16 protein-coding genes are annotated in these 24078 nt (G+C 72.0%); 14 read left to right on the top strand and 2 right to left on the bottom strand.

Features of this window, described 5'->3' with window-relative positions; all coding sequences use genetic code 11:
• Positions 1-140: 140 nt before the first annotated feature.
• Positions 141-1094, bottom strand: a complete 954-nt coding sequence (locus tag ACFV2S_RS03670) for a hypothetical protein (protein WP_385553894.1) — start codon at positions 1092-1094, stop codon at positions 141-143.
• Between the two features lie 138 nt (positions 1095-1232).
• Between ACFV2S_RS03670 and ACFV2S_RS03665 the strand changes: the two genes are divergently transcribed.
• Together ACFV2S_RS03665 and ACFV2S_RS03660 are read left to right on the top strand one after the other, a co-directional pair.
• The gene (locus ACFV2S_RS03665; protein ID WP_385553892.1) at positions 1233-3860 is read left to right on the top strand and encodes a valine--tRNA ligase; all 2628 of its coding nucleotides are present in this window, start codon (positions 1233-1235) and stop codon (positions 3858-3860) included.
• A gap of 188 nt (positions 3861-4048) precedes the next feature.
• Positions 4049-5188: a sensor histidine kinase gene (locus ACFV2S_RS03660; RefSeq protein ID WP_385553890.1), complete on the top strand. Its 1140-nt coding sequence runs from the start codon at positions 4049-4051 to the stop codon at positions 5186-5188.
• Positions 5189-5192: 4 nt separating this feature from the next.
• Here ACFV2S_RS03660 and ACFV2S_RS03655 read toward each other — a convergent pair whose 3' ends face one another.
• Positions 5193-6215, bottom strand: a complete 1023-nt coding sequence (locus tag ACFV2S_RS03655; protein ID WP_385553888.1) for a rod shape-determining protein — start codon at positions 6213-6215, stop codon at positions 5193-5195.
• A gap of 101 nt (positions 6216-6316) precedes the next feature.
• Between ACFV2S_RS03655 and ACFV2S_RS03650 the strand changes: the two genes are divergently transcribed.
• The 12 genes from ACFV2S_RS03650 to ACFV2S_RS03595 all read left to right on the top strand — a co-directional run bounded on the left by ACFV2S_RS03650 (position 6317) and on the right by ACFV2S_RS03595 (position 23971).
• Complete coding sequence (locus ACFV2S_RS03650; protein ID WP_385553886.1) at positions 6317-7819, top strand: bifunctional folylpolyglutamate synthase/dihydrofolate synthase; 1503 nt, start codon at positions 6317-6319, stop codon at positions 7817-7819.
• Positions 7820-7824: 5 nt separating this feature from the next.
• Positions 7825-8178, top strand: a complete 354-nt coding sequence (locus ACFV2S_RS03645) for a DUF4233 domain-containing protein (RefSeq protein ID WP_385553884.1) — start codon at positions 7825-7827, stop codon at positions 8176-8178.
• 65 nt (positions 8179-8243) lie between these two features.
• Positions 8244-8657: a nucleoside-diphosphate kinase gene (gene ndk, locus ACFV2S_RS03640; RefSeq protein WP_352017594.1), complete on the top strand. Its 414-nt coding sequence runs from the start codon at positions 8244-8246 to the stop codon at positions 8655-8657.
• Between the two features lie 211 nt (positions 8658-8868).
• The gene (locus tag ACFV2S_RS03635; RefSeq protein WP_116161013.1) at positions 8869-9888 is read left to right on the top strand and encodes a rod shape-determining protein; all 1020 of its coding nucleotides are present in this window, start codon (positions 8869-8871) and stop codon (positions 9886-9888) included.
• 102 nt (positions 9889-9990) lie between these two features.
• Positions 9991-10986, top strand: coding sequence for a rod shape-determining protein MreC (gene mreC, locus ACFV2S_RS03630; RefSeq protein ID WP_385553881.1), 996 nt, complete (start codon positions 9991-9993; stop codon positions 10984-10986).
• The gene (gene mreD / locus ACFV2S_RS03625) at positions 10983-11651 is read left to right on the top strand and encodes a rod shape-determining protein MreD (RefSeq protein WP_385553879.1); all 669 of its coding nucleotides are present in this window, start codon (positions 10983-10985) and stop codon (positions 11649-11651) included. The genes mreC and mreD overlap by 4 nt, the downstream gene beginning before the upstream one ends.
• A 19-nt stretch (positions 11652-11670) precedes the next feature.
• Positions 11671-13905 carry a penicillin-binding protein 2 gene (mrdA, locus tag ACFV2S_RS03620; protein ID WP_385553877.1) on the top strand — a complete coding sequence of 745 codons (2235 nt, stop codon included), beginning with the start codon at positions 11671-11673 and terminating at the stop codon, positions 13903-13905.
• 8 nt (positions 13906-13913) lie between these two features.
• A complete protein-coding gene (gene rodA, locus ACFV2S_RS03615; protein WP_385553875.1) occupies positions 13914-15113 on the top strand; it encodes a rod shape-determining protein RodA in 1200 nt (399 codons plus the stop codon).
• 19 nt (positions 15114-15132) lie between these two features.
• Positions 15133-16647: a CHAD domain-containing protein gene (locus tag ACFV2S_RS03610; RefSeq protein ID WP_385553873.1), complete on the top strand. Its 1515-nt coding sequence runs from the start codon at positions 15133-15135 to the stop codon at positions 16645-16647.
• A 52-nt stretch (positions 16648-16699) separates the two neighbouring features.
• Positions 16700-18631, top strand: a complete 1932-nt coding sequence (locus tag ACFV2S_RS03605) for a TIGR03960 family B12-binding radical SAM protein (RefSeq protein ID WP_385553871.1) — start codon at positions 16700-16702, stop codon at positions 18629-18631.
• A 508-nt stretch (positions 18632-19139) separates the two neighbouring features.
• Positions 19140-19931 (top strand): TIGR03936 family radical SAM-associated protein, encoded by a 792-nt coding sequence (locus ACFV2S_RS03600; protein WP_383801059.1) that lies wholly within the window; start codon positions 19140-19142, stop codon positions 19929-19931.
• A 233-nt stretch (positions 19932-20164) separates the two neighbouring features.
• Complete coding sequence (locus tag ACFV2S_RS03595) at positions 20165-23971, top strand: Rne/Rng family ribonuclease (RefSeq protein ID WP_385553869.1); 3807 nt, start codon at positions 20165-20167, stop codon at positions 23969-23971.
• Positions 23972-24078: the final 107 nt, after the last annotated feature.

The following is a 24078-nucleotide window of genomic DNA, read 5'->3' as shown; positions in this document are numbered from 1 at the left end:
ACAACCACCAACACCCGGCTCGTCCTCCCGATTTACCCCCTCACCCCGCGACGCTCCACAAGCACCCCTCCGCGCGTCATCGGGCGCGCCCCCCCCCCCGCGGGGGGGGCCCCCCCCCTTCCGCGTGCGAGGGCCGGGGATCAGGCCTTGACGCGGACTTCCTTGCGGAGCTTGGCGGTGAGGGCGGCGGCGTCCTCGAGGGAGTCGGCCTTGCCCGCCATCATGGAGGCCATGTCGGCCGGGACCACGAAGCCCACGGTGCTGTGGTCGGCCCACACGCACATGCTGATGGTGAACGCGGGGGTGCCGTTGGCCGCGTTGGCCTTCGTTTTGGCCTGCTGGCACTTCAGGACCGCGCCGTCGAGCTCGGCCGGCGTGAACGCCTGGGGGCTGCCCTCCAGCTGCGGGGTGTCCTCCTTGCCGGCGTCCTTGTCGGCCTCGGCCTTGGCGCTGGCGAAGATGGAGTCGACGACCTTCTCGGGGTCGTCGATCTCGCCGTAGAGGCCGTTGAACGAGAGCATCTTGCTCGCCATCGGGTTGGCCTTGTTCTCGACCTTGTAGCCGGCCTTGACCTGCTGGGCGTTCTTGACGCCGTTCTTCTCGGCCTCCTTGAGGGAGTCGTCGCCGCTCGACTTCCCCTGGTCGGGGGACTTCTTGTACTCGGTCAGCACGGTCTCCGGCGTGATCAGCTTGTGCGGGCCGTCGTCCGCGACCGAGGCACCCCCGCCGCCGCCGAGCACGAAGTACGCGCCGACGCCGACCGCCGCGACGACCGCGACCGCGGCGATGATCCAGCCGGCCTTGGACTTCTTCGGGGCCGGCGGGTGGGGCAGGTAGCCGCCGGGGCCCTGGGGGGCGCCGTACTGCGGCTGCTGGCCGTAGGGGCCGGGCTGCTGGGGCTGCTGGGGGTAGCCGTAGGGCGGCTGCTGCGGCGGGACGCCCTGCGGGGCCTGCTGGGGGTATCCGTAGCCGGGCTGCGGAGCCTGCGGCTGACCGTACGGCCCGGGCTGCTGCGGCTGCTGGCCGTACGGGCCAGGCTGGCCGTAGGGACCGGGCTGCTGGCCGCCGTACGGGCCCGGCTGGTTGTAGCTCATCGACAGGTTCCCCTCACAGGATGTTTATGCCTACCGAACATCCTGGCGGAACCGCGGGCGGGGAAGTGCGGCGGGGGCCACACCGTTACCGAACCAAAGCGTTTCGGGACAGTGGCGGGACACCCCTAAACTGGCCCCGTGACCGAGAACACTCAGCAGCAGACAGCGCCCACCACCGAACTGCCGACCACGTACGCGCCGGCCGAGGTAGAGGGGCCGCTGTACGAGCGCTGGGTAGAGCGCGGGTACTTCGAGGCGGACGCGAAGAGCGAGAAGCCTCCGTACACCATCGTCATCCCGCCGCCGAACGTCACCGGCGCCCTCCACCTGGGCCACGCCTTCCAGGTGACGCTCATGGACGCGCTGACCCGCCGCAAGCGCATGCAGGGCTTCGAGACGCTCTGGCTCCCGGGCGTGGACCACGCCGGCATCGCGACCCAGAACAAGGTCGAGCAGCAGCTCGCCGAGGAGGGCAAGTCCCGCCACGACCTGGGCCGTGACGAGTTCGTCGAGCGCGTCTGGCAGTGGAAGGACGAGTACGGCGGCCGCATCCTCGGCCAGCTGCGCCGCCTCGGTGCCGGTCTCGACTGGTCGCGCGAGCGCTTCACCATGGACGAGGGCCTCTCCAAGGCCGTCCAGAAGATCTTCAAGGACCTCTACGAGGACGGTCTGATCTACCGCGCCGAGCGCATCATCAACTGGTGCCCGCGCTGTCTGACCGCCATCTCCGACATCGAGGTCGAGTACCAGGACGACGCCGGCGAGCTCGTCTCCATCCGGTACGGCGAGGGCGACGACTCCCTGGTCGTCGCGACGACCCGCGCCGAGACGATGCTCGGTGACACGGCCGTCGCCGTCCACCCGGACGACGAGCGGTACAGGCACCTGGTCGGCAAGCAGATCAAGCTGCCGCTGACGGACCGTACGATCCCCGTCGTCGCGGACACCCACGTCGACCCCGAGTTCGGCACCGGCGCCGTCAAGGTGACCCCGGCGCACGACCCGAACGACTTCGAGATCGGCCGCCGCCACGAGCTGCCGTCGCTCACCGTCATGGACGAGCACGGCGTCATCACCGTCCACGGCCCCTTCCTCGGCCTGGACCGCTTCGAGGCGCGCTCGGCGATCGTCGGCGCGCTCAAGGAGCAGGGCCGGATCGTCTCCGAGAAGCGTCCGTACATGCACTCGGTGGGTCACTGCTCGCGCTGCAAGACGACCGTCGAGCCGCGTCTGTCGATGCAGTGGTGGGTCAAGGTCGGCCCGCTGGCGCAGGCCGCCGGTGACGCCGTCCGCGACGGCTCCGTCGAGATCCACCCGAAGGAGCTCTCCCGGCGCTACTTCGACTGGGTCGACAACATGCACGACTGGTGCATCTCGCGCCAGCTGTGGTGGGGCCACCGCATCCCGATCTGGTACGGCCCCGAGGGCCAGGTCGTGTGCGTCGGACCCGACGAGCAGCCGCCCGGCACCGAGGCGGAGGGCTGGACCCAGGACCCCGACGTCCTGGACACCTGGTTCTCCTCCGGCCTGTGGCCGTTCTCCACGCTCGGCTGGCCGGAGAAGACCCCGGACCTGGCGAAGTTCTACTCGACCGACGTCCTGCTGACCGGCCACGACATCATCTTCTTCTGGGTCGCCCGGATGATGATGTTCGGCCTGTACGCGATGGACGGCGAGGTCCCGTTCAAGACCGTCGCCCTGACGGGTCTCGTCCGCGACGAGTTCGGCAAGAAGATGTCGAAGTCCAACCCGAACGCGGTCGACCCGCTGGACTGGATGAACGCGTACGGCTCCGACGCCGTCCGCTTCACCCTGGCCAACGGCGCCAACCCGGGCGCCGACGTCCCGATCGGCGAGGACTGGGTCAAGGCCTCCCGGAACTTCGCCAACAAGATCTGGAACGCCACCCGCTTCGCGCTGATGAACGGCGCCACGATCGAGGGCCCGCTGCCGGACGCCTCCGAGATGTCGGCGACCGACCGCTGGATCCTGTCCCGCCTCAACGAGACGGTCGCGCAGGTCGACGCGTACTACGAGGACTTCCAGTTCGCCAAGCTGAGCGAGTCGCTCTACCACTTCGCGTGGGACGAGGTCTTCGCCTGGTACGTCGAGCTCTCGAAGACCACGTTCTTCGCCGGCGGCGAGGGCGCCAAGGTCTCCGGCCGGGTCCTCGGCGAGGTCCTGGACGTCATGCTGCGGCTGCTGCACCCGATCGTCCCGTTCGTCACCGACACCCTGTGGACGACGCTCACCGGCGGCGAGTCCCTCGTGATCGCCGACTGGCCGAAGGACTCCGGCTTCCGCGACGAGGCCGCCGAGAAGGAGATCGAGCTCGTCCAGCGGGTCGTCACCGAGGTCCGCCGCTTCCGCAAGGAGCAGGGGCTCCAGGACGCGCAGAAGGTCCCCGCGCGCCTGACGCTCGACGGCACCCCGCTCGTCGCGCACGAGGCCGCCATCCGCCAGATCCTGCGCCTCCAGCCGGAGGGCGAGGGCTTCGCGGCCACCGCCACCCTGCCGGTCGCCGGTGCCACCGTCGCGCTCGACCTCTCGGGCACGATCGACGTGGCCGCCGAGCGCAAGCGCCTCGCGAAGGACCTCGCGGCGGCGGAGAAGGAGAAGGCGCAGGCCGAGGCCAAGCTCGGGAACGAGGCCTTCCTGGCCAAGGCCCCCGACAACGTCGTGGACAAGATCAAGGGCCGGCTGGCCAAGGCGGACGAGGACATCGCCCGCATCCAGTCCCAGCTGACGGCCCTGCCGCAGGCCTAGGACGGCACGAGGAGGGGCCCGGAACCGGTTCACGGTTCCGGGCCCCTTCCCGTACTGCTACCCCCCTCCTGGGAGGCTCCGTGCGCGCCTCCGAGTCGGACGGCAATCCGGACGAAGTGCCCGATGTCACATCAGACGGGACTTCAGGTCCACGGCGCCGGGACGAAAGACCCTGGATGATGGAGGGCATGCTCCGCCTCCCCACCGTCCCCGCGCTCCGTCGATGCGTGGACCGGTGGGCCGTCTCGCCCCGCGCCCTCGACGTCGTCGCCGCGATCAGCGCCTTCGGCCTGATGGTCCTGGACGTGCCGGGGCTCGCCCGCGCCGACAACTCCCTCACCGGGGTCACCGCGACCCTGGTCCTCGCCGCCGGCGCGGCCACGCTCGTGCTGCGCCGCCGGCTGCCCTGGCTGCCGTACGCGGTGGCGCTCGGCCTGATGGGCTGGCTGCACGAACTGACCATGATCCAGTTCGCGCTGTACTCGATCGGCCGCTTCCGGGGGCGCCGCGCCGCCACCACCGCGACCCTGCTGTACGTCGCCGTCGCGTACGGCCTCTTCCTCACGCCCGGCTGGCCGGCCAAACACGGCGAGACCCTCAGCGACTTCCTCAGCCTGGTCGTCCCGATCGGCGTCCTCGCGGCGGGCGTCGGCATCGCCGCGTACCGGCAGGACCTCGTCCGCGCCCTGGAGGTCCAGCGCCGCGAGGCCGCCGCCCGGCAGGCCGTGCAGGAGGAGCGCATCTCCGTCGGCCGGGACGTCCACGACCTGGTCGGCCGCGAGCTCACCGTCCTGGCGGTGCGGGCCGAGGTCCTCGCCGTACGGGCCAGGGGAGAGGCCCACCGGAAGGACTTCGAGGAGCTCGCGGACACCGCCCGGCGCGCCCACCTCATGCTCAACGAGACGATCGTGCGCCGCGCCGACCGGGACAGCGCCACCCCCGGCCTCGACGGGCTCGCCGAGCTCGCGGGGGAGAGCGAACGGATGGGCAGCCCCGTGGACCTGGCCGTCGCAGGGGAGGCCAAGGCGCTGTCGCCGCTCCGGCAGGCCGCCGTCCACCGGGTCGTCCGGGAGTGCCTCACGAACGCCGCCAAGCACGCGCCCGGCCTCCCGGTGACGGTCGCCATCACGGTGGAGGGGCCCGACCTGCGGATCGAGGTGGCCAACCCGCTGCCCAAGAGCCCGCCCGACCCGGCACCCGTCTCGACCGGCACCGGCCTGTTCTCCATGGAGGAGCGGGTCACCAGCATGGGCGGCACGCTCAGGGCCCGCTGGGAGGGCGGCGCCTACCGGGTGACGGCCCTGCTCCCGACGGGCCTGACGCGCTGACCCCCTAGCGGACCGCCTCCGCCTTCCCCAGCACCCGCTGGAGCCCGTCGAAGTCCTCCACGCACCGGCCCGAGCCGAGGGCCACGCAGTTCAGCGGCTCGTCCGCGACGAAGACCGGGATGCCGGTCGCCGAGGCCATCCGCAGGTCCAGGCCCGGCAGCAGCGCCCCGCCGCCGGTCAGCACGATGCCGTGCTCCATCACGTCGCCGGAGAGCTCCGGCGGGCACTCCTCCAGCGTCACCCGCACGGCCGCGATGATCGCCTCCACCGGCTCGTCCAGCGCCTCCCGCACCTCGGGCACGGTCAGTTGCACCGTCCGCGGCAGCCCGCTGACCTTCTCCCGCCCCCGGACGGTGAACGTCTCCCGCTCCCGCTCCTCGGCGCCCGGCACCGGCCAGGCCGTGCCGATGGCGACCTTCACGTCCTCCGCCGTCCGCTCGCCGATGAGCAGCGAGTGCCGCTTGCGGACGTACTCGGTGACGGCCGCGTCCAGGCGGTCGCCGCCGACCCGCAGCGACTGGGACGTGACGATCCCTCCGAGCGAGATCACCGCCACCTCGGTCGTACCGCCGCCGATGTCGACGACCATCGAGCCGCGCGGGGAGGACACGGGAAGCCCGGCGCCGATCGCCGCCGCCATCGGCTCCTCGATCAGATGGACCGCCCGCGCGCCCGCCGAGAGCGAGGCGTGCACGATGGCCCGCCGCTCGACCTGGGTCACCCCGCTCGGCACGCACACCACCATCCGAGTGCGGGGCCGACGGCGGCCCGGGACGGCCTTGCGCACGAAGTGCCGGATCATCTCCTCGGCCGCCTCGTAGTCGCTGATCACGCCGTCCCGCAGGGGGCGGATCGCGGTGATCGAACCGGGCGTCCGGCCGATGGTCTCCTTGGCCTCCGCACCGACCGCGAGCGCCTGCCGCGAACCCTCCTGGACCGCCACCACGGACGGTTCGTCGAGCACGATGCCCCGGCCGCGGGCGTAGAGGAGCGTGTTGGCCGTGCCGAGGTCGATACCTATGTCCATGATCGCCAAGTTTGCCGGGGCCGGCCCCGCGGACGGTGGGCCGAAAGTCCCGAAAGGGGTGGGTCCCATGTCCTGTCGGCACCGCTCCGTAGACTGGGCCCGTGAGCGAGCCGAGCGACCAGAGCGACGACCAGTTCGACGACATCGTCGACACCGAGACCCAGCGTGACCCCGACCTCGCGGTGATCGAGGCCGGCAGCCGTACCCTGCGCACGCAGGGCGGCCCGTCCCAGGGCGACCCCGTGCCCAGCCGTCCCGAGGACCCCGAGCTGGACAAGGCGCTGCGCGAGGTCGAGACCGAGCTGTCCACCCGCTGGGGCGAGACCAAGCTGGAGCCCTCCGTCACCCGGATCGCGGCCCTGATGGACGTGCTCGGCGAGCCGCAGCGCGCGTACCCCTCGATCCACATCACCGGCACCAACGGCAAGACGTCGACGGCCCGCATGATCGAGGCCCTGCTCGGCGCCTTCGAGCTGCGCACCGGGCGCTACACCTCGCCGCACGTCCAGACGATCACCGAGCGGATCAGCCTGGACGGCGCCCCGATCTCCGCCGAGCGGTTCATCGAGACGTACCAGGACATCAAGCCGTACGTGGAGATGGTCGACGCCCGGGAGGAGTACCGGCTCTCCTTCTTCGAGGTCCTCACCGGAATGGCGTACGCGGCCTTCGCGGACGCCCCGGTCGACGTGGCCGTCGTCGAGGTCGGCATGGGCGGCACCTGGGACGCGACGAACGTCATCGACGGCTCCGTCGCCGTCGTCACCCCCATCGACCTCGACCACACCGACCGGCTCGGCGGGACGACCGCCGAGATCGCGGCCGAGAAGTCCGGGATCATCAAGCAGGGCGCGACCGTCGTCCTGGCCCAGCAGCCGGTCGACGCGGCCCAGGTCCTGCTGAAGAAGGCCGTCGGGGCGGACGCGACCGTGGCCCGCGAGGGCATGGAGTTCGGCGTCGCCTCCCGCGAGATCGCCGTCGGCGGCCAGCTCCTGACCCTGCGCGGCCTCGGCGGCGAGTACGACAACGTCTTCCTGCCGCTGCACGGCGCCTACCAGGCGCACAACGCCGTCGTGGCGCTCGCCGCGGTGGAGGCCTTCTTCGGGATCGGCGCCGAGCACGCCAGGACCCTGGACATCGACACCGTCCGCAGGGCGTTCGCCCAGGTGGCCTCGCCGGGCCGGCTGGAGATTGTCCGCTCCTCGCCGACCGTCATCCTCGACGCCGCGCACAACCCGCACGGCGCCCGGGCGACGGCGGAGGGCGTCAGCGAGGCCTTCGGCTTCTCCCGGCTCATCGGCGTGGTCTCCACGAGCGGCGACAAGGACGCCAAGGGGCTCCTGGAGGCCTTCGAGCCGATCTTCGCGGAGGTCGTGATCACCGCGAACTCCAACCCGCGGGCCACCGACGTGGACGCGCTCGCCGCACTCGCGGTCGAGGTCTTCGGCGAGGACCGGGTGGTCGTCGAGCCGCGGCTGCCCGACGCCATCGAGGCGGCCATCACCCTGGCGGAGGAAGAGGCCGAGTACGGCGGCGCGGGGGTCCTCGTGACCGGTTCGATCTTCACGGTCGGCGACGCCCGGCTGCTGCTGCGGAGGGCCTGAATCCGATGCGTGTGCTCTGTTCCTCGACCCTCATCGGCGAGTTCTTCGTGATCGGCTTCGCCGGGCTCGTCGCCATGAAGGACGACAGCCTCGCCTCGTCCACCGTGTGGTGGGTCTGCGGCGTGGCCATGGTCGTCTCGGTGCTCCTGTGCGGGATGATCACCCGGCCCGGCGGGGTGCAGCTCGGCTGGGCCCTGCAGGTCGGGCTGATCCTCAGCGGGTTCTTCGTCCCCACCATGTTCTTCCTCGGCGCGGTCTTCGCCGGCCTGTGGTGGGCCTCCGTGCACTACGGACGGCACATCGACGAGGTGAAGGCACGCTGGGCCGCACAGGCCTCGGCAGGGCCTGACGCTGCGTAATCGACGGCCGTGCGGGCCCTGTAGCCTCGGAGGCCCGCACACCGTTTTTCCGAAGGAGTTCCCCCGTGAGCCAGCGATCGCTCGTCCTGCTCAAGCCCGACGCCGTCCGCCGTGGTCTGATCGGCGAGATCATCGGCCGCATCGAGCGCAAGGCCGGCTGGACCATCGCGGCCCTGGAGCTGCGCGAGCTGGACCAGGACACGCTGGAGCAGCACTACGGCGAGCACAAGGGCAAGCCCTTCTACGAGCCGCTCATGGGCTTCATGCAGTCCGGCCCGGTCGTCGCGCTCGTCGTCGACGGCGAGCGGGTCATCGAGGGCCTGCGCACGCTCGCCGGCCCGACCGACCCGATCGCCGCCGCGCCGGGCTCCATCCGGGGTGACTTCGGCACCATCGTCCGGGAGAACCTGATCCACGCCTCGGACTCGGAGGAGTCCGCGGCCCGCGAGCTGAAGATCTTCTTCCCGGGTCTCGTCTGACGCGACGTCAGCCGAACGCATCACCCTGATGGGGCGACCGAAGGAATTCGGTCGCCCCCAGGCATATGAACGCCAATCCCGGGAACGGATCGCCGCGTCCTGCCGTCACCAGTACTGAGGTGGACCAACGCGCGCCATTCGCGCGGGCGGCACTACGATGGAAAACTCCACGCCGCACCACTCTCAGCCATGGGAAATCAAGGGGAACTCAATGTCGTTCATCGGCCGTGACATGGCTGTCGACCTCGGGACCGCCAACACGCTGGTGTACGTCAGGGGTCGAGGCATCGTTCTGAACGAGCCGTCGGTCGTCGCCATCAACACCAACACCGGGGGCATCCTCGCGGTCGGCGCCGAGGCGAAGAAGATGATCGGCCGGACCCCCGGCAACATCGTCGCCGTGCGCCCGCTCAAGGACGGTGTGATCGCCGACTTCGAGATCACCGAGCGGATGCTCCGCTACTTCATCCTCAAGATCCACAAGCGTCGCTGGATGGCCCGCCCCCGCGTCGTCGTCTGCGTGCCCTCCGGCATCACCGGAGTGGAGCGCCGCGCCGTGATCGAGGCGTCCACCCAGGCCGGCGCCCGCCAGGTGCACATCATCGAGGAGCCCATGGCGGCGGCCATCGGCTCGGGCCTCCCCGTCCACGAGGCCACCGGCAACATGGTCGTCGACATCGGCGGCGGCACCACCGAGGTCGCCGTCATCTCCCTCGGCGGAATCGTCACGGCACAGTCCATCCGGGTCGCCGGCGACGAGCTCGACAGTGCGATCATCCAGCACATCAAGAAGGAGTACTCGCTCCTCCTCGGTGAGCGCACCGCCGAGCAGATCAAGATCACCATCGGCTCCGCGTACGACCTCGACAAGGACGAGCACACCGAGATCCGCGGCCGCGACCTCGTCTCCGGTCTGCCCAAGACCGTGGTCATCTCCGCCGCCGAGGTCCGCAAGGCCATCGAGGAGCCCGTCAACGCCATCGTCGACGCCGTGAAGACCACCCTCGACAAGTGCCCGCCGGAGCTCTCCGGTGACGTCATGGACCGCGGCATCGTTCTCACGGGTGGCGGCGCCCTGCTCCGCGGCCTCGACGAGCGCCTCCGGCGCGAGACCGGCATGCCGATCCACATCGCCGAGGACCCGCTGGACTCGGTGGCGCTCGGCTCCGGCAAGTGCGTGGAGGAGTTCGAGGCGCTCCAGCAGGTCCTCGACGCCCAGCCGCGCCGCTAGCGACGGCGGTTCGGCCGAACGGCCGAACAGCCGGACACCAGCGACGCCGTTCAACCGAACAGCCGAACCATCGAACCACGAGGAAAGGCACGGCCGCCGCACGTGAGGGACACACGAGAGAGCCGGCTGCTCCTGGTGCTGCTGATCGCCATCGCGTTCGCACTGATCACGGTGGACATCCGCGGCGGTCAGGAGTCACCCGTCGACGGTGCCCGGCAGGCCGCAGCGGCGGTCTTCGGGCCCGTCGAGAACGGTGTGGCGGCCGCCGTCGATCCCGTAGGCAACGCCATAGGCGCGGTACGGGACTCCGGCGAGCGGCACACCCGCATCGCCGCCCTGGAGAAGGAGAACGCCGAACTCAAGGCGAAGCTCGGCAGCGACGACCGCAACCGCAACCGGCTGCGCGAGCTCGACGCCATGCTCAAGACCGCGGGCGCCGGGCAGTACGGCATCAAGGGCGCCCAGGTCATCGCCATAGGAGCGGCCCAGGGCTTCTCCTGGACCGTCACCATCGACGTCGGCGCCCGCGACGGCATCGCGCGGGACATGACCGTGCTCAACGGCTCCGGCCTGGTCGGCCGCGTCACCACCGTCGGCCCCTCCACCTCCACGGTCCTCCTCGCCAACGACCCCGACTTCACCGTCGGCACCCGGATGGAGAAGAGCGACGAGCTCGGCTTCGCCACGGGCCAGGGCGACAGCCCGCTCCTCGTCCAGCTCCTCAACGGCAAGGCCAAGGTCAAGCCCGGCGACCGGCTCGTCACCTTCGGCTCGCGCGCCGACAAGCCCTTCGTGCCCGGCGTCCCCGTCGGCGAGGTCGTCCGCGTCGACCCCTCGGGCGGCGGCCTGACCCGCAACATCTACGTCCGCCCGTACGTCGGCTTCACCAAGCTCGACATCGTCGGCGTCGTCGTCCAGGCCCCCCGCTCCGACCCCCGCGACGCGGTCCTCCCGCAGAAGCCCAGGCCGGCGCCGACCGTCACCGTCACGGTCACACCACCGCCACCGGACGGACAGCAGGCGAACCAGTCGAACCAGGGCCAGAATCAGGACCAGACGGCACAGGGCCGGGACCAGCAGGGGGGCGTCACTCCGTGAAGTTCAACCGCATCCTCCTCTCCGCCACCCTGATCGTGGTGGCCCTGGTCGTCCAGGTCTCCGTCCTCGCCCGCCTCCAGCTCCCCGGCGCCGTCCCCGATCTCGTCCTCCTCACCGTCGTCGGCCTCGCCCTCGTCTACGGACCCGTCAGCGGCTCCCTCATCGGCTTCGCCGCCGGCCTCCTGGCCGACCTCGCCCCGCCCGCCGACCACGCCGCCGGCCGCTACGCCCTCGTGCTCTGCGTCATCGGCTACCTCGTCGGCCTCGCGAAGCCCGAGAACGGCCGGCTGACCTCCGCGACCGGCCCCATGGCCGTCGTCGTCGCCGCGGCCGTCGGCTCCACGCTCCTCTACGCGGGCGTCGGTGCCCTCGTCGGCGACACCGCCGCCCGCCATGTGGGCCTCGGCTTCCTGCTGTTCACCGCGGCCCTGTACGACCTGCTCCTCGCGCCCTTCACGGTGCCGCTCATCATGGCCCTGGCCCGCCGCGCCGAGAACGACCCGCTGGCCGACGCCGGCGGCGGCAACGGCGCCGACGTCGCCTCCGGGTGGCTCGCCTCCGGCACCGGCCTCAGGATCGGCGCCCAGCGCAGCGGCCTGCGCGTGAAGGCCGCACGGAGCCGCGCCTCACGCGCCGGACGCATCAAGGGAGTCAAGCGACTGTGACCGAGGGGGCACCGGCAGCATGAGCAACATCCCCGAGACAGGGCGGACCCCCCGGGTCCAGATCCGGCTCGTCGTCATCCAGATCCTGGTCTTCTCCCTGCTCCTCACCCTGGGCGGACGGCTCTGGTACCTCCAGATCCGCAACGGCAAGGAGTACACGGACGAGGCGAAGAACAACCACGTCCAGCAGGTCGTCCAGCCCGCCGTCCGCGGCTCGCTCCTCGACGCCCGCGGCGTCCCGCTCGCCGACAACGAGACCCGGCTCGTGGTCTCCGCGTCCCGCACCGAGCTGATGAAGATGAAGGACCGCGGCAGGACCGTCCTGACCCGGCTCGCCGACGTCCTCGACATGAAGCCCGACGACGTCATCAACAAGATCAGGCTCTGCGACTCCAAGACGCCCAAGCCCTGCTGGAACGGTTCGCCCTACCAGCCGATCCCCGTCACCGACGAGGCCACCACCCAGCAGGCCCTCCAGATCCGCGAGCGCGCCGAGGACTTCCCCGGCATCACCGCCGAACCCACCGCCGTCCGCCGCTACCCGGCCCCCGGCAAGTCCCGCACCTCCCAGGTCCTCGGCTACCTCTCGCCCGTCACCGACGCCGAGATCGAGAAGGCCAAGGACACCGACTCGCCGTTCCTCCGCTCCGACCAGGTCGGCCGCTCCGGCCTGGAGCGCACCTACGACAAGGAACTGCGCGGCAAGGCCGGCGTCACCCGCTACGAGGTCGACAACCTCGGCCGCGTCATCGGCCAGGCCAAGAGCGACCCCGCCGTGCCCGGCTCCAACGTCGTCACCTCCATCGACGCCCGCGTGCAGGCGGTCGCCGAATGGGAGCTGCACAACGCGATGGTCGAGGCCCGCAAGACGTACGACAAGAACACCAGCGAGAACTACAAGGCCGACGCCGGCGCCGTCGTCGTCATGGAGAACAAGACCGGCCGCATCGTCGCCATGGCCTCGCAGCCCGACTACGACCCCAACGCCTGGGTCGGCGGCATCTCCGCCAAGGACTACGCCGCCCTCACCGGCAAGGACTCCAACTTCCCGCTCCTCAACCGGGCCATCCAGGGCCAGGCCGCCCCCGGCTCGATCTTCAAGGTCATCCCGACCACCGCCGCCGTCAACGCCGGATACGACTTCAACGGCCGCTACCCGTGCCCCTCCTCGTACTCCATCGGCGGCCAGGTCTTCAAGAACTTCGAGTCCCAGGGCCACGGCTCCATCACCCTCGGCCAGGCCCTCGAGGTCTCCTGCGACACCGTCTACTACGCCCTCTCGCACCAGCAGTGGCTCAACGACGGCGGCATGAAGCCGAAGAAGGACGCCAAGGACTGGTTCTACCGGACGGCCCACCAGTTCGGCCTCGGCGCCGAGACCGGGATCGACCTCCCCAACGAGGTCACCGGCCGCGTCCCCGACCGCAAGTGGAAGCAGGACTTCTGGGCGGCCAACAAGGACTACTGGTGCAAGGTCGGCAAGCGCGGCGGCACCTACGTCCAGCAGCTCTCCTACGAGAACTGCCTCGAAGGCAACCTCATGCGCGCCGGTGACTCCGTCAACTACTCCATCGGCCAGGGCGACACCCTCGTCACCCCCATCCAGATGGCCACCATCTACGCCGCCATCGCCAACGGCGGCACCCTGTGGAACCCCACCGTCGGCAAGGCGATCATCAGCCCCGACGGCAAGAAGGTCACCGAGATCGAGCCGAAGTCCCACGGCAAGCTCCCGATGACCGCCCAGACCCGCTCCTTGATAGAGGAAGCCCTCGCGGGAGTCGCCACCCGCGGTACGGCCGCCTGGCGATTCGGCGGCTGGCCGCAGGACAAGATCCCGATGCACGCCAAGACGGGTACCGCCGAGGTCTACGGCAAGCAGACGACCTCCTGGTTCGCCACGTACACCAAGGACTACGCGATCGTCATGACGATCTCCCAGGGTGGTACCGGCTCCGGCGCCTCCGGCCCCGCCGTGCGCAACATCTACGACGCGCTCTACGGACTCGACGACGCCGGCAACCAGGACCTCAAGCGGGCCCTGCTGCCGCAGCCGCAGAAGGCCCTCCCCACGATCCAGGCCGACGGCTCCATCGACGCGCCGAAGATCAAGCCGTACGACCCCGAGGTCGGCAAGATCGACCCGAACGCGCCGGCGACCACCCCGGACCCCGCCCAGCCCGACCCGGATCCCACGAAGAAGCCGGACGACGGCGACCAGACCCTCGCGGGCCCGCCCGCCCACCGGGACTAGGAGGACCCATGACCGCACCCCACGGCTTCTCCGTCTCCCGGTACGCACCCGAGCGCGGCACCCTCGCCAAGCTGGCCGCCCGCGACTCGGTGCTCCGCCGGCTCGACTGGCCCATCCTGCTCTCGGCGCTCGCGCTCTCCGGCATCGGCTCCCTGCTCGTCTGGTCCGCCACCCGCGGCCGCACCGAGCTCAACCAGGGCGACCCGTACTACTTCCTCTTCCGGCACGTCCTCAACACCGGCATCGGCCTCGCCCTGATGATCGGCACGATCTGGCTCGGCCACCGCACCCTGCGCGGCGCGGTGCCGATCCTCTACGGCCTCTCGATCGTGCTGATCCTCGCCGTCCTCACCCCGCTCGGCGCCACCATCAACGGCGCCCACGCGTGGATCGTCGTCGGCGGCGGCTTCTCCCTCCAGCCCAGCGAGTTCGTCAAGATCACGATCATCCTGGTCATGGCGATGCTCCTCGCCGCCAAGGTCGACGCCGGCGACCAGCTCCACCCCGACCACAGCACCGTCGCCAAGGCCCTCGCCCTGGCCGCCCTCCCCATGGGCATCGTCATGCTGATGCCCGACCTCGGCTCCGTCATGGTCATGGCCGTCATCGTGCTCGGCGTGCTCCTCGCCTCCGGCGCCTCCAACCGCTGGGTCCTCGGACTCATCGGCGCGGGCGTCCTCGGCGCGGTCCTCGTCACCGCGCTCGGCATGCTCGACGAGTACCAGATCAACCGCTTCGCCGCCTTCGCCAACCCCGACCTCGACCCCGCCGGCGTCGGCTACAACACCAACCAGGCCCGCATCGCGATCGGCTCCGGCGGCCTCCTCGGCGCCGGCCTCTTCAAGGGCTCCCAGACGACCGGCCAGTTCGTCCCCGAACAGCAGACCGACTTCGTCTTCACGGTCGCCGGAGAGGAACTCGGCTTCGTCGGCGCCGGCCTCATCCTCGTCCTCCTCGGCGTGATCCTCTGGCGCTCCTGCCGCATCGCCCGCGAGACCACCGAGCTCTACGGCACGATCGTCGCCGCCGGGATCATCGCCTGGTTCGCCTTCCAAGCCTTCGAGAACATCGGCATGACGCTCGGCATCATGCCCGTCGCCGGACTGCCGCTCCCGTTCGTCTCCTACGGAGGCTCGTCGATGTTCGCCGTGTGGGTGGCCATCGGACTCCTCCAGTCGATCCGCGTACAACGCCCGATGACCGCCTGACGACGGCTAGATTCGACGTATGGCCGAGACGAAGCGCGAGATCGAGCGGAAGTACGAAGCCACCGAGGACACTCCGGTACCGGACCTCACCCGCGTCTCCGGAGTCTCGGAGGTCGTGGACCGCGGCGTCATGGAACTCGACGCCGTCTACTACGACACCCCCGACCTCCGGCTCGCGGCCGACGGCGTCACCCTCCGCCGCCGCACCGGCGGGAGCGACGCCGGATGGCACGTGAAGTTCCCCGTCGCCGCCGGAGTCCGCGACGAACTCAGGGCCCCGCCCGCCGACACCCTGCCGGGTGAGCTCGCGGGGCTCCTGCGCTCCCGGGTCCGGCACGGCGAGGTCGTCCCCGTCGTCCGCCTCCGCTCCGCGCGCGACGTCCGCCACCTGCTCGCCGCGGACGGCACCCTCCTCGCCGAACTCTCCGTCGACACCGTCCACGCCGAACGCCTGCCCGCCGGCACGGTCGTCACCTGGACCGAGATCGAGGTCGAACTCGACGACGACGTCGACCCCGCGCTCCTCGACGCCGTCGGCAAACGCCTCGGGAAGGCGGGCATCCGCCCCTCCTCGGCCCCGTCCAAGCTCGCCCGCGCCCTCAAGGAGACGGGAGCCGAGCCCGCCGAAGCCCCCGCCCCAGGGAAACCCGGCACCGCCGGCGCCGCCGTCCTCGCCTACGTACGCGAACAGGCCGAGGCCCTCGTCGCGCTCGACCCCGCCGTACGCCGCGACCTGCCCGACGCCGTCCACCAGATGCGGGTCGCCTGCCGCCGGATGCGCGGCGCCTTCAGGTCCTACCGGCAGGTCATCGACCGCGCCGCGACCGACCCCGTCGGCGAGGAGCTCAAGTGGCTCGCCGGGGAACTCGGCGTCGCCCGCGACCAGGAGGTCCTCGACGCGCGGCTGCGCGCCCACGTCGCCGGCCTGCCCCACACGCTCACCCTCGGCCCCGTCGAGGCCCGGCTGCGCCGCCGGGACGCCGCCCTCGCCGTGAACGCCCGGCACCAGGCCCTCGCCGCCCTCGACTCCGACCGCTACCTCACCCTCCTCGACACCCTCGCGGCGCTCCTCGCCGACCCGCCGCTGCGCAAGGCCGCCCGCCGCGACGCCCGCGCGGTCCTCGCCCGCGCCGTGCGCAACGACCACGACCGCCTCGGCGGCCGGATCCATCACGCCCTCTCCCTTCCCCCCGGCCACGAGCGCGACCTCGCCCTCCACGCGGCCCGCAAGGCCGCCAAACGCACCCGCTACGCCGCCGACGCGGCCCGCCCCACCCTCGGCAGGCCCGCCGGGAAGCTCGCGAAACGGGTGAAGGCCGTCCAGACCCTCCTCGGCGAACACCAGGACTCCGTCGTCGCCCGGGCCGCCCTCCGGGACTTCGGGATCATGGCCCACGGGGTCGGCGAATCGGCCTTCACCTGGGGCCTTCTCTACGGCCGCGAGGAGGCGGCGGCCGCCGAGGCCGAGCGCGAGCTGCCCCGGGTCTGGGCCCGGGCCTCGGCCCCCGGACTCCGCGCGGCGCTGACCCGCTGAGCACCGGGGTACGCTTGAGAGTCGCCCCCCTGCCAGCTCACGAAGGTTCGAGATGTCTGCTGCCGAGTCTGTCTTCCCGCAGCTCGAAGCTCTGCTCCCGCACGTGCAGAAGCCGATTCAGTACGTCGGTGGAGAGCTGAACTCCACGGTCAAGCCGTGGGAGTCCGCCGACGTCCGCTGGGCGCTGATGTACCCGGACGCGTACGAGGTCGGTCTGCCCAACCAGGGCGTCATGATCCTCTACGAGGTGCTCAACGAGCGTGAGGGCGTCCTCGCCGAGCGGACCTACAGCGTGTGGCCGGACCTCGAAGAGCTGATGCGCGAGCACAAGGTGCCCCAGTTCACGGTCGACAGCCACCGCCCCGTCGGCGCGTTCGACGTCTTCGGCCTGAGCTTCTCCACGGAGCTCGGCTACACCAACATGCTCACGGCCCTCGACCTGGCGGGCATCCCGCTGGAGGCGAAGGACCGGACGGTCGACCACCCGATCGTGCTCGCCGGCGGCCACGCGGCCTTCAACCCCGAGCCGATCGCGGACTTCATCGACGCGGCGATCATCGGCGACGGCGAGCAGGCCGTCCTCGACATGACCGAGATCATCCGCACCTGGAAGGCCGAGGGCCGCCCGGGCGGGCGCGAGGAGGTCCTCTTCCGCCTCGCGAGGACCGGCGCGGTGTACATCCCCGCGTTCTACGACGTGGAGTACCTGCCGGACGGCCGCATCGGCCGTGTCGTCCCGAACAAGTCGGGCGTCCCCTGGCGCGTGTCCAAGCACACCGTCATGGACCTCGACGAGTGGCCGTACCCCAAGCAGCCCCTCGTCCCGCTCGCGGAGACCGTCCACGAGCGCATGTCCGTCGAGATCTTCCGCGGCTGCACCCGCGGCTGCCGCTTCTGCCAGGCCGGCATGATCACGCGCCCCGTGCGGGAGCGAAGCATCACCGGCATCGGCGAGATGGTCGAGAAGGGCCTCAAGGCGACGGGCTTCGAGGAGGTCGGCCTCCTCTCCCTCTCCTCCGCCGACCACACCGAGATCGGTGAGATCGCGAAGGGCCTCGCGGACCGCTACACCGACGACAAGGTCGGCCTGTCCCTCCCCTCGACCCGCGTCGACGCGTTCAACGTCGACCTGGCGAACGAGCTCACGAGGAACGGCCGCCGCTCCGGCCTCACCTTCGCCCCCGAGGGCGGCTCCGAGCGCATGCGCAAGGTCATCAACAAGATGGTCTCGGAGGAGGACCTCATCCGTACGGTCTCCACGGCCTACGGCAACGGCTGGCGCCAGGTGAAGCTGTACTTCATGTGCGGCCTGCCGACGGAGACCGACGAGGACGTCCTCCAGATCGCCGACATGGCGATGAACGTGATCGCCGAGGGCCGCAAGGTCTCCGGTCAGAACGACATCCGCTGCACCGTCTCCATCGGCGGCTTCGTCCCCAAGCCGCACACCCCGTTCCAGTGGGCCCCGCAGCTGTCGGCCGAGGAGACGGACGAGCGCCTGCGCAAGCTGCGGGACAAGATCCGCGGCGACAAGAAGTACGGCCGCTCGATCGGCTTCCGCTACCACGACGGCAAGCCCGGCATCGTCGAGGGCCTCCTCTCCCGCGGCGACCGCCGCCTCGGCGCGGTCATCCGCGCGGTGTACGAGGACGGTGGCCGCTTCGACGGCTGGCGCGAGCACTTCTCGTACGACCGCTGGATGGCCTGCGCCGAGAAGACCCTCCCCGGGACCGGCGTGGACGTCGCCTGGTACACCACCCGCGAGCGCACCTACGAGGAGGTCCTGCCCTGGGACCACCTGGACTCGGGCCTCGACAAGGACTGGCTCTGGGAGGACTGGCAGGACTCCCTCGACGAGACCGAGGTCGAGGACTGCCGCTGGACCCCGTGCTTCGACTGCGGCGTCTGCCCGCAGATGGACACGCACATCCAGATCGGCCCCACCGGCAAGAAGCTGCTGCCGCTGACGGTCGTCAACCAGTAGCGCGCGAACGACGGCCCGGCGAAGGAGAAACCCCTCGCCGGGCCGTCGCTCCATGTCCGGCTCGGACCGCCCGGTGCGCGAAGCGGGCCGGGCGGCCTCCGGCGCGCCCGAGGCCGGCCGATCCGGAACCCGATCGTGCGGTCCCTCGCCCGGGCGTACCGGGTGGCCCTCACGTCCGTCGGCCACCGGCCGCGCACGCGGGGTGCGGGCGCCCGTCGCCGTCGCCGCCCGGGCCGTCCGCGAGGCCCGCCCCGTCCTCCCGGGCGGACCACACCGACCCGGCCCGGGGAACCGGAGGCGGCCCGGGCGCGTACTCTGGGTAGTACAACGAACGTCCCCGGCGCCTCGCCCGCCCCTGAGATCTCCCCGCGGAAGCGGGGGTGAACCGGGCGGGACCGCCCAGGGCCATCCGTACATCTCGTGGGCGGCGCGCACCCGCGCCGCCCCGCACCGAGGAGAAGAACCACTGGGCAAGCGACAGCCCGAAGGCCCGCCGCCCGCACCGGCGGTGCAGCGCATCCGACTGCGCTACACCAAGCGCGGCCGCCTCCGGTTCACCAGCCACCGTGACTTCCAGCGCGCCTTCGAGCGTGCGCTGCGCCGTGCCGAGGTGCCCATGGCGTATTCGGCCGGCTTCACCCCGCACCCCAAGGTGTCGTACGCCAACGCCGCCCCGACGGGCACGGGCTCCGAGGCCGAGTACCTGGAGATCGCGCTCACCGAGGCCCGCGACCCCGAGGCCCTGCGGGTCCTGCTCGACGAGTCCCTCCCGGCCGGCCTCGACATCACCGACGCCGTCGAGGCCCGGACCTCGGGTCTCGCCGACCGGCTCACCGCCTCCGTGTGGGAGCTGCGCCTGGAGGGCGTCGACGTCGAGGACGCCGAGAAGGCGGTCGACGCGTTTCTCGCGGCCGAGACGGTGGAAGTACAGCGCAAGACCAAGAACGGAGTCCGCACCTTCGACGCCCGTTCCGCCGTCACCGAGCTGACGGCCGCCCGTCCCCAGGGTGATCCCCAGGGTGATAGGCCGCTGGACAGCGCTTGTGCGATACTGCGGCTGGTTGTTCGGCACGTGACACCTGCCGTGCGACCCGACGACGTCCTGTCCGGTCTCCGAGCTGTGGCCGACCTGGCGCCGCCGGTCCCCGCAGCGGTGACCAGGCTGGCGCAGGGGCTCTTCGACGAGGAGTCCGGCACGGTGACCGACCCGCTCGCGCCCGACCGCGAGGCAGTCACGGCCGCTTCACCCACGGCCGCCGCGACCGCCCCGGCGACGGCGCCGGGTACCGGTACCGCGTAGGGAGCGGTCGTCGTAGCGCCGCCCTGGTACTCGGGAGCCACCTGGGTCGGGCAGCGCACTGACCAGGAGACTTTCGCCAGGCCGTCCGCACAGGGCGTACGGAACCGGCGAGCCAGACATAGAGCTCCCGTGCGGCGCCCGCGCCCCGGACGGCGGCACCGCGCCACAGGCGCGACCGTGCCGCCGGACCGGAACCAGGCGCGGCGCCCGGGAGCGTGACGGGAGAACCCCGCATGCTCGAGTCCAACGAAGACACCAACGCACCCGGTGACAAGCTGCCGCCGCGCCGCAGGCGCCGCGCCGCTTCCCGCCCGGCCGGTCCGCCGGTGACGGGCGCCACCGCCGAGACCCCGGATGCTCCGGCCGCCGAGGCCACCGTCGTGGAGACCGCCGCGGCCGAGACCGAGGCCGCCCCGGCGCCCCGGACCCGCCGCCGCGCCACCCGCAAGGCCACGGCACCCGCCGTGGAGACCGCCGCCGAGCCGGTCGCCGAGCCGGTCGCCGAGCCGGTCGTCGAGGCAGCCGCCGAGGCGGTCGAGGAGGCCCCCGAGGCCGCCCCCGCCCGCCCGCGCCGCCGCGCCACCCGCAAGGCCACCTCGCCGGTGACCTCCCCGGCCGCCGCCGAGGAGACCGCCGCGCCCGAGCCGGCCGCCGCCGAGGCCGCCGTCGCCGAGCCGGTCGTCGAGGCCGTCGAGGAGGCCGCTCCGCCGGCCCGTACCCGCCGCCGCGCCACCCGCAAGGCCACCGCTCCGGCCGGCGCGCCCGCCGAGGCCGTCGAGGAGACCGCGGTCGCGGCCCCCGTCGCCGAGGCCGTCGCCGCCGAGCCGGTCGTCGAGGCCGTCGAGGAGGCCGCTCCGCCGGCCCGTACCCGCCGTCGCGCCACCCGCAAGGCCACCTCGCCCGAGGTCGCCACCGAGGCCGCCCCCACCGGCGAGACGCTGCCCCGCGCCGCCGTGGAGCAGATCGCCGCCGACGAGGCCGAGGTCGCCGCCGCCGAGACGGCCGCCACCCGTGGCCGCGGCCGCCGTCGCGTCACCTCGCCCCAGTTCACCTCCGAGCCGGCCCCGGCCCGCGAGCCGCGCCGCGCCGCGCGTCCCTCCGTCGCCGTCTTCCAGGCGCCGGTCTTCGCCGAGCCGATGTTCCAGACGCCCGAGACCGCCGCCGCGGCCGCCGCCGCCGTGGTCGAGGAGCCGGAGGAGGACGAGCTCGTCGAGACCGTCGAGGAGGCCGAGGCCGAGGTCGTCGAGGCCGCCGAGCCCGAGGCCGCCGAGCGCGCCGAGACCGGCTCCCGCCGTCGCCGTCGCCGCCGTGGCGAGCCCGTCGCCGTCGAGCCCGTCCCGGCCACCGTCGCCGACGAGCCCGAGGTCGAGGCCGCCGCCGACGAGGCCGAGGAGTCCGACGAGGCCGACGAGACGGACGAGTACGAGGACCGCCCGTCCCGCCGTCGCCGTCGTGGCGGCCGCCGCCGCCGTCGCGGCGAGCTCACCGAGGTCGAGGAGGCCGAGGAGGGCGAGGAGCCGCACGCCGAGGACGAGTCCGAGGAGTCCGAGGACGGCGAGGAGGAGCAGGACGACGCCGAGGCCTACGCCGGCGGCTCCAGCAGCTCCCGTCGCCGTCGCCGTCGCCGCCGTCGCAGCGGGGACGCCTCCGCCGACGCCGAGGCGGGCGACGAGGACGGCGTCCGTACGGTCGTCAAGGTCCGCGAGCCCCGCCCGGCCCGCGAGAAGGCCGAGCCGTCCGACGAGGTCCAGTCCATCAAGGGCTCGACCCGCCTGGAGGCCAAGAAGCAGCGCCGCCGCGAGGGCCGTGAGCAGGGCCGCCGCCGCGTCCCGATCATCACCGAGGCCGAGTTCCTCGCCCGCCGCGAGGCCGTCGAGCGCGTCATGGTCGTCCGCCAGAACGGCGAGCGCACCCAGATCGGCGTCCTCGAGGACAACGTGCTCGTCGAGCACTACGTCAACAAGGAGCAGGCCACCTCGTACGTCGGCAACGTCTACCTGGGCAAGGTCCAGAACGTGCTGCCGTCCATGGAGGCCGCCTTCGTCGACATCGGCAAGGGCCGCAACGCCGTCCTGTACGCCGGTGAGGTCAACTTCGAGGCGCTCGGCATGGGCCACGGCCCCCGCCGCATCGAGTCCGCCCTCAAGTCCGGCCAGTCGGTCCTCGTGCAGGTCACGAAGGACCCGATCGGCCACAAGGGCGCCCGTCTGACCAGCCAGGTCTCCCTGCCGGGCCGCTACCTCGTGTACGTCCCCGAGGGCTCGATGACCGGCATCAGCCGCAAGCTCCCGGACACCGAGCGCGCCCGCCTGAAGACCATCCTCAAGAAGATCGTCCCCGAGGACGCGGGCGTCATCGTGCGCACCGCCGCCGAGGGCGCGAGCGAGGACGAGCTGCGCCGCGACGTCGAGCGACTGCAGGCGCAGTGGGAGGACATCCAGAAGAAGGCGAAGAGCGGCAACGCCCCGACCCTGCTGTACGGCGAGCCGGACATGACCGTCCGGGTCGTCCGCGACATCTTCAACGAGGACTTCTCCAAGGTCATCGTCAGCGGCGACGACGCCTGGGAGACCATCCACGGGTACGTCGGCCACGTCGCGCCCGACCTGGTCGACCGGCTGTCCAAGTGGACGAGCGAGGTCGACGTCTTCGCGACGTACCGGATCGACGAGCAGCTGATGAAGGCGCTCGACCGCAAGGTCTGGCTGCCCTCCGGCGGCTCGCTGGTGATCGACAAGACCGAGGCGATGATCGTCGTCGACGTCAACACCGGCAAGTTCACCGGCCAGGGCGGCAACCTCGAGGAGACCGTGACGAGGAACAACCTCGAAGCGGCCGAGGAGATCGTGCGCCAGCTCCGCCTGCGCGACCTGGGCGGCATCGTCGTCATCGACTTCATCGACATGGTCCTGGAGTCCAACCGCGACCTGGTGCTGCGCCGCCTCCTGGAGTGCCTGGGCCGTGACCGGACCAAGCACCAGGTGGCCGAGGTCACCTCGCTGGGCCTGGTGCAGATGACCCGCAAGCGGGTCGGCCAGGGCCTCCTGGAGTCCTTCTCCGAGACCTGCGTCCACTGCAACGGCCGCGGTGTCATCGTCCACATGGAGCAGCCGACCACCGCCGGTGGCGGTGGCGGCGGCAAGCGCTCGAAGAAGCGCGGCCGCGGCGGCGCCGAGCACGTCCACGAGCACGAGCACGCCGAGGCCGTGGAGACGGCGGAGGCCGAGACCGAGACCGAGACCGAGGCCGAGGTGGCGGCGGAGCTGGCCGCCCCGGTGGCCGTGCCGGTGCCGATCGCCCCGGACGAGGAGCTGTACGGCTCCGTCGCCGAGGCCGAGGCCGCCGCCACGCGCGGTCGTGGCCGCCGTCGCGCCACCCGCCGGGTGTCCGCCCCGGTCGTCTCGACGCCGGTCGCCCCGGTCGTGGAGACCGAGGCCGTCGTCTTCGAGCCGGCGCCCGTCGCCGAGCCCGAGCCGGTGGTGGAGGCCCGGCCCGTCGTGGAGCCCGAGCCGGTGGTCGAGGAGACCGCCGCCCCGGCCCCGCGCGGCCGTCGCCGTGCCACCCGCCGGGTGACGTCCCCGGTCGTCTCCACCGCTGAGGCGCCCGCCGAGGTCGTCGCCGAGCCGGTCGCCGAGACCGCCCCGGAGCCCGAGCCGGTCGTCGAGGCGCAGCCCGTCGCGGAGCCCGAGCCCGTCGTCGAGGAGGCCCCCGTGGCCGCCCCGCCGCGTGCCCGTCGCCGGGTGGTCCGCAAGGCCACGGCTCCCGCCGGTTCGCCCTCGGGCGCCGAGGAGGCGGCCGTCGTCGTGGTGGCCGCGGCCCCTGCCGTGAGCATCGAGGCGCCGGCCGAGGCCGCCGAGGCCGAGCCCGCCCCCGTCAAGAAGACGGCGGCGCGCAAGACCGCGGCGAAGAAGACCACGGCCAAGAAGGCCGCCACCAAGAAGACGGCGGCGACCAAGAAGACGGCGGCGAAGAAGACCACCGCCAAGAAGGCCCCGGCCAAGAAGGCGGCGGAGAAGACCGCGGCTCCGGCCCAGGACTGATCCACCGGGTGCGGGGCGGGCCAGCCCGCGGCCGGCCGCACCCACCCGCGCGGCTTTTTGCCAGAGGGGCGACCCCGCCCGGCCCCGTACCGCGCCGGGTTTTAAAG

Origin of the sequence: Streptomyces sp. NPDC059695 (assembly GCF_042733785.1) — a bacterium.
GTDB lineage: Bacteria > Actinomycetota > Actinomycetes > Streptomycetales > Streptomycetaceae > Streptomyces.
Note: the sequence above shows the minus strand (reverse complement) of the source record. Positions and strands in the feature narration are given on the sequence as shown.